The 11,405-nt window shown below is 73.9% G+C and carries 7 protein-coding genes; 5 read left to right on the top strand and 2 right to left on the bottom strand.

Features of this window, described 5'->3' with window-relative positions; genetic code table 11:
• Positions 1-93: 93 nt before the first annotated feature.
• From AB0I16_RS31625 to AB0I16_RS31605, 5 genes are read left to right on the top strand one after another with little or no spacing between them, the layout of a single operon-like run.
• Entirely contained in the window at positions 94-1,986 is a 1,893-nt protein-coding gene (locus AB0I16_RS31625) for an ABC transporter substrate-binding protein (protein WP_363253083.1), read from the top strand.
• 3 nt (positions 1,987-1,989) lie between these two features.
• The gene (locus AB0I16_RS31620; RefSeq protein WP_363253082.1) at positions 1,990-3,093 is read left to right on the top strand and encodes an ABC transporter permease; all 1,104 of its coding nucleotides are present in this window, start codon (positions 1,990-1,992) and stop codon (positions 3,091-3,093) included.
• Complete coding sequence (locus AB0I16_RS31615; RefSeq protein ID WP_363253081.1) at positions 3,090-4,067, top strand: ABC transporter permease; 978 nt, start codon at positions 3,090-3,092, stop codon at positions 4,065-4,067. The genes AB0I16_RS31620 and AB0I16_RS31615 overlap by 4 nt, the downstream gene beginning before the upstream one ends.
• 35 nt (positions 4,068-4,102) lie before the next feature.
• A complete protein-coding gene (locus tag AB0I16_RS31610) occupies positions 4,103-5,122 on the top strand; it encodes an ABC transporter ATP-binding protein (protein ID WP_363253107.1) in 1,020 nt (339 codons plus the stop codon).
• A gap of 29 nt (positions 5,123-5,151) precedes the next feature.
• Positions 5,152-6,153: an ABC transporter ATP-binding protein gene (locus AB0I16_RS31605; RefSeq protein ID WP_363253080.1), complete on the top strand. Its 1,002-nt coding sequence runs from the start codon at positions 5,152-5,154 to the stop codon at positions 6,151-6,153.
• 85 nt (positions 6,154-6,238) lie between these two features.
• Here the strand turns inward: AB0I16_RS31605 and AB0I16_RS31600 are convergent, their stop codons facing one another.
• Together AB0I16_RS31600 and AB0I16_RS31595 are read right to left on the bottom strand one after the other, a co-directional pair.
• Positions 6,239-7,192 carry a bifunctional riboflavin kinase/FAD synthetase gene (locus tag AB0I16_RS31600; protein WP_363253079.1) on the bottom strand — a complete coding sequence of 318 codons (954 nt, stop codon included), beginning with the start codon at positions 7,190-7,192 and terminating at the stop codon, positions 6,239-6,241.
• 159 nt (positions 7,193-7,351) lie between these two features.
• On the bottom strand, positions 7,352-11,056 hold the full coding sequence (locus AB0I16_RS31595) for a serine protease (RefSeq protein WP_363253105.1): 3,705 nt from the start codon (positions 11,054-11,056) through the stop codon (positions 7,352-7,354).
• Positions 11,057-11,405 lie beyond the last annotated feature (349 nt).

The following is an 11,405-nucleotide window of genomic DNA, read 5'->3' as shown; positions in this document are numbered from 1 at the left end:
GCTGACGTCCCTTGATCAACCAGCGTGCATTCCAGCGTTCAACCAGTTCAACCAGCCATCCCTGCGCGAGCGATGACGCGAGGTCACCGACCCATGGACACACAAGATCAGCACGGCAGAACAGCAGTGACGGAAGCGGCTCCGCACGCACCCCGGCCCCGTGGGCGGCTGAGGCTCGTGCTCGCCGGGGGTGCCGCCGCGTTCACCCTCGCGGCCGGTCTCGCCACACCGCTCAACCCCGCCCCGCAGCAGGCCGAGGCCAAGGCGGACGACGGCAAGAAGGTCCTGACCGTCGCCGTGGCGCAGAGCGTCGACTCGCTCAGCCCGTTCCTCGCCCAGCGGCTGCTCAGCACCAGCCTGCACCGCCTCACCTACGAGTACCTGACGAACTACGACGCGAAGAACAACCGTGCGATCGATGGTTTCGCCACGGACTGGAAGCCCTCCGCCGACAAGCTGACCTGGACGTACACCATCCGGGACAACTCCACGTGGTCGGACGGCAAGCCCGCGACCGCCGAGGACGCGGCGTGGACGTTCAACAAGGTGATGTCCAAGGAGGGCACCGCCACCGCGAACTCCAACTTCGTCACCAACTTCAAGAAGGTGACCGCGCCCAGCCCCACCAAGCTGGTCATCGAGCTGAAGAAGCCGCAGGCCACCATGGCCGCCCTCGATGTGCCGATCGTTCCCAAGCACGTCTGGGAGAAGGTCGACGACATCTCGAAGTTCAACAACGACAAGGACTTCCCGGTCGTCGGCAACGGGCCGTTCATCCTGACGGACTACAAGGTCGACCAGTACGTGCGGCTGAAGGCCAACAAGGACTTCTGGCGCGGCGCACCCAAGTTCGACGAGCTGGTGTTCAAGACGTACAAGGACCAGGACGCGGCCGTCTCCGCCCTCCGCAAGGGCGAGGTGTCGTTCGTGGCCGGGCAGCCCGCGCTCACGCCCGCGCAGGCCGACTCCCTCAAGAACGAGGAGAACATCAAGGTCAACGAGGGTCCTGGCCGGCGGTTCTTCGCCCTGGCCACCAACCCGGGGGCCAAGACGCGCGACGGCGAGAAGTTCGGTGACGGCCATCCGGCGCTGCTGGACAAGAAGGTGCGCCAGGCGCTCTTCCTCTCCGTGGACCGCGAGGCCATCGTCGACAAGGTGTTCCAGGGCCACGCCGTCGAGGGCGCCGGCTACATCCCGCCGCGCTTCTCCGAGTACGCCTGGCAGCCGAGCGCCGACCAGCGGATGGCGTACGACCCGGAGAAGGCCGCCCGGCTCCTGGACGAGGCGGGCTACAAGAAGAACGGCGACGGCAAGCGCGTCGGCAAGGACGGCAGGCCGCTGGACCTCCGCATCCTGTGCCACGCCACCGACCCCAACGACAAGGCCGTGGGCAAGTACCTGAAGGAGTGGTGGGGCGACCTCGGGATCGGGCTCAAGGTCAACTGTCTCGACGACGTGTCCGTGCCCTGGTACGCGGGTGAGTACGACCTCGCCTTCGACGGGTGGTCCGTCAACCCCGACCCCGACTTCGTGCTGGGCATCCACACCTGCGCCGCGCTGCCGGTGAAGGCCAAGGAGAGCGCGGCCACGGACAACTTCATCTGCGACAAGAAGTTCGACGACCTGTACGAGAAGCAGCTCGCCGAGTACGACCAGGGCAAGCGTGCCGACATCGTCAAGCAGATGCAGTCGTGGCTGTACGACTCCGGGTACATGAACGTCCTCGCGTACCCGAACGCCGTAGAGGCCTACCGCACCGACCAGATCAAGTCCATCACCACCATGCCGACGGCGGCGGGCAACATCTACGGCCAGGACGGATATTGGAGCTGGTGGTCCGCCGTGCCCGCGGATGGGAAGAGTTCCTCCAAGGACGGCAGCCCGACCGGTGTCATCATCGGTATCGCCGCTGCCGCGGTGGTGCTCGTGGGCGGCGGAGTCCTGTTCGCCCTGCGCCGCCGTTCGACCGCAGAGGACCGCGAGTAACGCATGACCGCTGACAGCAATCCCGCACTGCTCGACACCGAGGGCCCCAAGGGCCCCAAGGGCCCCGGGGCCGGCGCCGACCCGGTCCAGGCCGGGGCGGCGCCGGCCCGCGGGCCCCGGGCCCGCGACACCCGCGCCTACCTCCTCTATGCGGCGGGCAAGATCGGCGGTGCGGCGGTGTCGCTGTTCGCCGTGCTCGTCACCAGCTTCTTCCTGTTCCGGCTGATCCCCGGTGACCCCGTCAAGCAGATGACGGGCGGCAAGCGCGTCTCGGCCGAACAGCTCGCCGCGATGCGCAAGGAGTTCGGCCTCGACAAGCCGGTCATGACCCAGTTCTTCGACTACACCGGCAACGTCCTGACCGGCGACTTCGGCACCTCGTACCAGTTCCACGCCCCGGTGATGGACAAGATCACCGAGGCCCTGCCCGCGACGCTGCTGCTCACCGGAACGGCGTACGTCCTGTACACCCTCATCGGCATCTGGCTCGGCACCCGCACCGCCTGGCGCAACGGCAGGCTCGGCGACCGCCTCAACACCGGGCTCGCCCTGACGCTGTACTCGGTGCCGTCGTTCTGGCTCGGGCTGCTGCTGATCATCACCTTCGCGGTGGGCATCGGACCGATTCCCGGGATGTTCCCGACCGGCGGCCTGGAATCGGGCGGCGAGACCGGCTTCGCGTACGTCGTCGACGTCGCCCACCACATGGTCCTGCCCGTGATCACGCTGGTCGCGGTCGGCTACGCGCAGACCCTGCTCGTCATGCGGTCGTCCCTGCTCGACGAGATGGGCAGCGACTATCTGACGACCGCGCGCGCCAAGGGGCTCCGCGACGATCTCGTACGCCGTCGGCACGCCGTGCCGAACGCGATGCTGCCGACCGTCACCCTGATGTTCGTCAACCTCGGCACGGTGGTGGCGGGCGCGATCCTCGTCGAGACCGTCTTCTCCTGGCCCGGCCTCGGCGGGCTCTTCTACCAGGCGCTGAGCGTGCCCGACCTGCCGCTGGTGCAGGGACTGTTCTTCGTCTTCTCCGTCGCGGTGATCCTGATGAACACCCTGGCCGACGTGATCTATCCGCTGCTCGATCCCCGGGTGGGCCGATGACGACCGAATCCGCACCGACCGACCCGGCACCGGCCGGACCGACACCGGCCGACTCCGCGCCGCTGCCCCCCGCGGCGACCGCGAAGAGCGCGCGGTCGCTCGCCCGGACGCGGCGCAGGCACTCCGCGGCGCGCTTCTGGCGCGAGTACCGCACGCACCGCGCCGGGCTCGTCGGCCTCGCCGTGCTCGTCCTGATCGCCCTCGCCGCGGTCTTCGCGCCCCTGCTCGTCGGCTCCGACGCGCAGAGCGTGACCGACGCGCCGGGCGATCCGATGGAGTCGCCGAGCGGGGAGTTTCCGCTGGGGACCGACCAGTTCGGACGCGACCTGCTGGGCCTGCTCGTGTGGGGCGCCCGCATGTCGCTGACCGTGGGGCTGCTCGCCGCCGTCCTGTCGGTGGCCATCGGTACGCTGGTGGGGATCACCGCCGGGCACTTCAAGGGCTGGTACGCCACGGTGATCATGCGCGTCACGGACTGGTTCCTGGTGATGCCGACGCTCGTGCTCGCCATCGCGCTCGCCGCGGTGCTGTCCGGCACGATCTGGACGATCATCCTGGCGATCGGCGTGACGACATGGCCGACCACGGCACGCCTGGTCAGGGCGCAGACGCTGGCCGTGGAGTCGCGGCCCTACATCGAGCGGGCGCAGGCGCTCGGCGGCGGCCACGGCCACATCATGGCCCGGCACGTGCTGCCCAACGTCATGCCGCTCGTCCTCGCGCAGACCACGCTGGTCATCTCCGGCGCCATCCTCACCGAAGCCACGCTCGCCTTCCTCGGCCTCGGCGACCCGACGAGCGTCTCGTGGGGCGGCCTGCTCCAGGACGCGCGCGAGGCGGGCGCGGTCAGCGCCGGGCACTGGTGGTACCTCGCCCCGCCCGGCCTCGCCATCGCCGTCGTCGCGCTGGCGTTCACGCTGTGCGGCCGTGCCGTGGAATCCGTGCTCAACCCCAGGCTGGGGGCCACCCGTTGAACGACGTACAGAAGAACGACGTACAGAGGAACGGCGTGCAGAAGGCCGATGGGCCCCGGCTCCTCGACGTGCGCGACCTCGAAGTGACGTACGCGAACGGCGCCGCCGCCGTCCGTGGCGTGGACCTGCATGTCGAGGCGGGGCGGAAGCTCGGCGTGGCCGGCGAGTCGGGGTGCGGCAAGTCCACGCTCGCCCTCGCCCTGCTGCGGCTCCTGCCCGCGGGCACCAAGGTGTCCGGCGAGATCCTGCTCGACGGCGAGGACGTCCTCACCATGAAGTGGGGGCGGGTCCGCGCGGTGCGCTGGGCCGGTGCCTCGATCGTCTTCCAGGGCGCGATGCACTCGCTGAACGCCGTGCACCGCATCGGCGACCAGATCGCCGAGCCGATCCTGCTGCACGGGAAGGCGACCCGGGCGGGCGCGGAGAAGAGGGTCGGCGAGCTGCTCGAACACGTGGGGCTGCCCGCCGCGCGCGCGGCGGCGTATCCGCACGAGCTGTCCGGCGGCCAGCGGCAGCGCGTGATGATCGCGATGGCGCTGGCCTGCGATCCCCGCCTGATCATCGCGGACGAGCCGACCACCGCCCTCGACGTGATGATCCAGGCGCAGATCCTGCGGCTGATCGAACAGCTGGTGGCCGAGCAGGACCTCGGCCTGATGATGATCAGTCATGACCTCGCCGTGCTCTCCGACACCTGCGACCGGCTCGCGGTGATGTACGCGGGCCGCGTCGTCGAGGAGGGCCCGGCCACCGAGGTCTACGAGCGCGCCCGGCACCCCTACGGCAAGGCCCTGTCGGCGGCCTTCCCGCGGATCGGCGACCCGGCGTCGCGGTTCGCGCCGCGCGGTCTGCCCGGCGATCCGCCCGACCCCTCCGCGCTCCCCACGGGCTGCACCTTCCACCCGCGCTGCCCGGTCGCCCTGGACTCCTGCTCCACGGAGGACCAGGCCCTGCGGGACGCGGGCCCGCACCACCGCGCGGCCTGCGTGCACGCGGGCGCCCCGCTTCCCGCGCAGCCCACGGCGGCGCCCTCGGCGGCGGAGCGCACACCGTGACCGAGGAGAACCGTGAAGAGGACCCGCGCATGACCACCACTCAGGAGCCCGGCGGCCCGCTACTGTCGGCCGCCGGCCTGCACATCGCCTTCCCCGGCCGCCGGGGCGCGCCGACCGCGCGGGCGGTGGACGGCGTCGACCTCGACATCAGGGCCGGTGAGATCGTCGCCCTGGTCGGCGAGTCGGGGTGCGGCAAGACGACGCTGGCGCGCTCGCTGCTGGGTCTCGTGCCGCCGACGTCGGGCAGGGTGACGTTCGCCGGGGAGCCGCTGAACTACGCGGGGCGCGCCCTCAAGGCGTACCGCAAGCGCGTCCAGCTCGTCCTGCAGGACCCCAGCGGCTCGCTCAACCCGCGGCACACGGTGTACGACGCCGTGGCCGAGGGGCTGCGCATCCACGGGTACGCGGGGGACGAGCGGGCCGCGGTCGCGCAGGCGCTCTCCCGGGCCGGGCTCCGGCCTCCGGAGCGGTTCTTCCTGCGCTATCCGCACGAGCTGTCGGGCGGTCAGCGCCAGCGGGTCGTGATCGCGGGCGCGCTGGTCCTGGAGCCGGAGCTGATCGTCGCCGACGAGCCCGTGGCCTCGCTCGACGCCTCCGTACGCGGCGAGATCCTCGCCCTGCTGCTGCGTCTGCGCGAGGAGCTGGGGCTGTCGGCGCTCGTGGTGACGCACGACCTGGGGCTGGCGTGGAACATCGCGGACCGGGTGGCGGTGATGTACCTGGGCCGCATCGTCGAGACGGGCACGGTGGAGGAGGTCCTGACCTCGCCCCGGCATCCGTACACGCAGGCGCTGCTTTCGGTGCTGCCCGAGGCCCCCGGCGACCCGGTGGTCCTCTCCGGTGAGCCGCCGGACCCGTCCCGCGTTCCCGGCGGGTGCCGGTTCCATGTGCGGTGCCAGGTCCTCGCCTCCGGCGAGGCCGGCCGGGCGGGCGTGGCGGACCGCTGCCGGGAGGTGGACCTCCCGCTCCTGTCCGGCGGCGGCGAGACACAGGTCGCCTGCCACTGGGCGGCCGCGGGCGGGGCGCCTTGAGGGGCGCCCGGCGAAGCCCCGTCAGGGGCCCGGGGAACTGCGCGAGCGAACCACGACGCATCCGCGGTCGGGCAACGCACGGCGGCTACGCGCGCCCGGCGGCCTCGACGAGTTCCCGGGACCTCTTCACGTCAGCCGCCATGGCGACGAGCAACGACTCGACGGAGTCGAACTTCGCCTGCCCCCGCACGAAGGCCAGGAAGTCCACGGCCACGTGCAGCCCGTACAGGTCGAGCCCGACGCGGTCGATCGCGTACGCCTCGACCGTCCGCTCGGTCCCGTCGAACTGCGGGTTCGTCCCGACGGAGATCGCGGCGGGCATCGCCTCGCCCTGGGCGTGCAGCCAGCCGGCGTAGACGCCGTCGGCGGGGACGGCGGTGTGCGGCAGCGTCTCGACGTTGGCGGTGGGGAAGCCGAGCTCGCGCCCGCGCTGGGCACCGCGCACGACGACGCCCTCGACGCGGTGCGGGCGGCCGAGGATCTCCGCGGCGCCCGTGACGTCGCCCTCGGCGACCAGGCGCCGCGTCAGCGTCGAGGAGAAGGGCTCGCCGCCGCCCGCGGAGCCGCTGACGTACAGGTCGACGAGATCGACCTCGTAGTCGTACGTGCGGCCGAGCTCGGCGAGGAAGTCGACGTTGCCCGCGGCCTTGTGGCCGAAGCGGAAGTTGGGGCCCTCGACGACCACGCGCGCGTGCAGCTTGTCGACGAGGACCTTCACCACGAAGTCGGCGGGCGACAGCTTCGAGAACTCGGTGGTGAACGGCAGGATCAGCAGCGCGTCCACGCCGAGGCCGGCCATCAGCTCCGCGCGCCGGTGGTGCGGGGCGAGCAGCGGCGGGTGGCTGCCGGGGCGCACGACCTCGCTGGGGTGCGGGTCGAAGGTGACGACCACGGCGGGCACGCCGAGCTCCCGGGCGCGCTCCACGGCCCGGCCGATGATGAGCTGGTGCCCGCGGTGCACGCCGTCGTAGGAACCAATGGTGACGACGCTGCGCCCCCAGTCCTGGGGGATGTCCTCCAAGCCACGCCAGCGCTGCACTTCTTTGCTCCTCGCCGAACCTGTGTACGTCCGTGACGTCTGTACGTTCCCATTGCCGATTACGCAGGTCTAAGACTGCCATGCCGGGCGGCCCCGGCTCGCATCGGTGTCTGTTCGTCCGGGGTGGCGGGGGTCACTCGCGGCCCCGGACGCGGGGCTTCAGGCAGGCACCCGCACCCCGCCCGCGAGGTTCTCGATCGTCCGGCGGGTGTCCGGGCCGACCAGGGCGGCCCACTCCTCGGGGGCTCCGCGGAACCACCGGGTCACGAGGGCGGCGAAGCCGGGCTCGGAGCGGGCCAGTTCGACCAGGCAGCGGCCGAAGCGGGACGCGCCCCCGGGCGTGCGCACCAGTGGCCGCGCCGCCCGGAGCAGGCGTTCGCGCGTCTGCTCCTCGCCGCGTGCGGCGGCGGCACGGGCCACGCTCCGCACGACGCTCTCCAGGACCACGGGGTCCCGCTCCTGTCCGAGCAGGGCGTCGAGCAGCTCACCCCGCGGATCACCGGCAGCGGCACCACGGGAAGCGACACCGCCGGGAGCCGCGCCGCCCGGGCCGGCGAGTACGGGGGCGAGCGTGGCCCTGACCGACGGCACCGGACTGTGCAGCACCACCAGCACCAGGGGAGACAGCACGTCCCGTACGCCGGGCCCCTCGTCGAGCCGCCGGTCGACGTACGCCGCGGCGGCCTCACCGGCCTCGGGCCTTGCCGCGAGGAGGTCGCGCACCAGGGCGGCGACCCGCTCGGCGAGCGCGGGCGTCGTCACGTCGAGGAGGCCGCCCAGCACGTCCTCCGCGACGGGCCCCGGCGCACGCAACCGCGCCCGGAAGGCGGCGAGCACCGCCTCGGGATGCGAGGGCAGGGCCGCGGCCACCGCGCTCACCGGCATCCGCGCGTCCCCGTCGGAGAAGAGCCGCAGGGCACGCGTGAGATACCGCGTACGCGTCGCCGGATCGCGGACCAGCAGCGCGAGCGCGGCCCCGTGCAGGGACTCACCGCCAGGCGCCGCGAGCAGGGTCAGCGCGGTGTAGCGCAGCAGCTCGCGGTCGGCCTCGGCGGTGGTGTGCGCGGCGGCGCGCAGACCGTGCGCGGCGGCAGCGGCGCGCCGTCCGGGCCGCTCGTCCTGCGCCCAGCGGTCGACGGCGCGGCAGACCGCGGCGGGCTCCTCCTCGGCGAGCGCGGCGAGCAGTTCGTCGGCGCGGGCGTGGCCGCTCTCGACGAGGGCGTCGGTGAGGGCGTCGACGGCGCGGTGCCGGTGGGTGTACAGGAGCGCCTGCGCGGCGGAGGCCACGGTGGCGTCGGGCGCCGCGTCCAGCGGCCGCTCGTCGGCGAACCAGCGGATGAGCCGCGGCTGTGCGCCCACGGGGTCGGCGGCCAGGAGCTTGGCGACGGCGTCCAGGCAGCGGCCGGGGGTCCCCGGCGGCCCGTCGCGCACGACGAGGCGCCGCAGCAGCGCGAACCGCTCGCCCTCCCCCAGCGGCAGCCGCAGCCAGAAGCCGGTGTCGAACTCCCCGCGGTCGGCGAGGACTTCGAGCACCGGGAGATACGGGGCCGCGTCCGGCACGCGTGACAGGACCCCCCGCAGCAGATGCCTCCCCCACCACGCGGCGTCGGTGTCCGCACCGCCGGGCGTGGCGTCCGCGGGCCGCGCCGCCGCGTCCGCCAGATCGCGCAGACGCGGGGCCAGTGCGGCGGGGCCGCGCTGGCGTCCGAGCGACAGCAGGGCCTGGACGACCGGGCCGATCCGGTGGCGGGGCACCGGCGACGGGCGCCCCGAGGCCGGGCTCCGCTGCTCGGGCACGGCCGGACCCTGGCGGCCGTGCCGGTGGACCAGGGCGTCCAGGGCGACGTCCACGTCCAGGTGCGTGCCCTGGAGCCAGTCGGCCAGCTCCTCGTGCGCGAAGCGGTAACCGGCTCCCGCGGGCACGAGCAGCCCCTCGGTGAGGACCGCCGACGCCCACCCCGTGCAGCCGTGGAAGCGCGGGTCCGGTGCCGCTCCCCACGGGAAGACCGCCTCGAAGGAGGCCCGGTCCAGCTCGCCGTGGCCGGGGCCGAGGCTGCGCCGGGCGGCCTCGTGGACCTGCCCGGACACCTTCGCGGCGAGCCGGCGCACGGCGGTGCCCCGCAGTCCGTTCGGCGCGGCGAGGCGCACCGCGATCCGCAGGCAGAGCAGGTCCAGGTAGGCGGCGAGGACCTCCTCCCTGGAGGGTGTGCCCGGTGGTGGCGCGTCGGGCAGGGCCGCCCGCACCTCGCCGAGCAGCCGCAGCGCCAGCGGGTGCCGTGCGTCGGCGTCGGCGAGGGCCCCCTCCGGGATGCCGTACCGCTCGCGGGCCTCGCGTGCCCGCGGCTCCGGCAGGTCGCCGAGGTGGACGCGGGGAGGCAGGCCGGTGCCCGCGTCCGTGCCGTGCAGCGTCCCCGGGGCGTAGTGCGCCCCCGCCTGTTCCCAGTACTCCGCGCGGCACGCGACGACGAGCCGCGCGCCCGTCTCCCGCAGCCACGCAGCGGTGCCCTCACTCCACGCGGCCGGGCGGTGCGCCGCCGCGGGCGGCATCTCCTCCGGCCCGTCGAGGAGCAGGAGCAGCGGCCGCCCCGCGTCCCGTAGGAGCCGTGCGACGCGCCCCGCCGAGATGTCGCCGAGGCCCTGGTCCGCCGGGGTGTCGCGCGCGGCGGCGAGGATGCGCCCCGCCCTGGAGAGCGCGCGCTCCACGGCGTCGGCCACGGAGGTGTCCGTGCCCCGCAGGTCGGCGCCGCGCAGCCAGAGCGTCGGCAGGGGCGCGGCGCCTCTGGCCCGCCGGGCGGCGAGCACGGCCAGCTCCGTCGTACGGCCCGTGCCGGGGTCGCCGACCAGGGCGAGCACGGAGGCGGGGCCCGCGGTGAAGGCGTCGAACTCCGCTGCCGTCCCTGGCCTCGCGACCGGTTCGAGCAGCTCGGGGCGCGGGCCGTCGGACCCCGCCGAGGTCGCCGTCAGGTGCAGGGCGCCCGCGAGGTTGAGGTCGGGGCCGTAGGCGGGCACGGTCGCGGCGTTGCGCCCGACCACTTCCCCGAGCGCCCCGCCCCCGTCCAGCGCCCCGCCTCCCCCCGCCGAACCACCTCCGGACAGTGGCCCGACCCCGGGAAGTGGTCCCGCTCCCGCCACTGAACCGCCCCCCGCCGGCGGCCCCGCAGCCGACAGTGCTCCGACTCCCACCGCCGATCCGACCCCCGCCACTGCTCCGGCTCCCGGCAGCGTCCCCGGCCCCGGCCCCGCCACTGTCCCGGCCCCCCGCACCGACCCGACCCCCGCCGGCCGCACGGCCCCCCTCAGCGGCACGGCGAAGGCCGCGGGTCGGTGTGGTGGGGGTGGTTCTCCGGGCGGGGACGTGTCGGGCGTTCGTGGGAGCAGTGCGGTTCCGAGGACGCCTAGCACCGTGCCGGACGAGGCGTCCACGACCGGGCCGCCCGCCGCGCCGCCGCCGAGCCGCAGGGCGTCGGTGCCCGAGGTGCCGATGGCCAGCTCAAGGGCGGAAGCCAGCGGGTGGACGCCGTCCCGCGCGGGGTAGGTCACCGGGGACGAGCCGAGCAGCCGGGCCTCGCGCCAGCCGCAGGCGGCGATGCGGACGTAGGTGCCGGGTGCCACGGAGTCCCGTACGGCGAGCGGCAGTGGACGCAGGCCTAGGCCCTCGGTGCGCACCAGGGCGAGGCCCCTGTCCGGCAGCGCCACCACGGCGTCGGCGGAGACCACGCAGGTCCGCTCGCCCGGCGCGCGCAGGACGAGGCCCGCGAGGCCGTCCACCACCTCGTGCGCGGTGATCACCGTGCCGATGTCGTCGGCCGCGAAGCCCATGCCCCTCGGGCGCCCCGCCGGGTCGCACACCCGCACCAGGGACATGTCGAGGGCCTCGTGCCCGCCCCGCTCCCCTGTGCCCGGGGCGTCCCCTGCCCCCGGACCCCGTCCCGCCATGCTCGAACCTCCCGGCCGTACCGCGTGTCCCGACCGTAGGTCGGCGGTGATCAGCCGGACAGGACGCGGTGCGAACGCGCCCCCTTCCGCTCCCCCGGTTCACTCCGAGCGCCCGCCCGAAGGGGTGAATCGGCGGGCCGTGACGGACACATTGCAGAGGGGGGCAGTGGAGCGGCGGACCGAGGGCACCGTCGACGCCGTGGTGGCGGCCCGGCGTGCCTCCGGCGGCTCGGGCGCCCACGCCGACCTGCTCGACCGCATGCTCGACGTGGCCCAC

This window comes from Streptomyces sp. NPDC050703 (genome assembly GCF_040654435.1).
Classification (GTDB): Bacteria; Actinomycetota; Actinomycetes; order Streptomycetales; family Streptomycetaceae; genus Streptomyces.
Note: the sequence above shows the minus strand (reverse complement) of the source record. Positions and strands in the feature narration are given on the sequence as shown.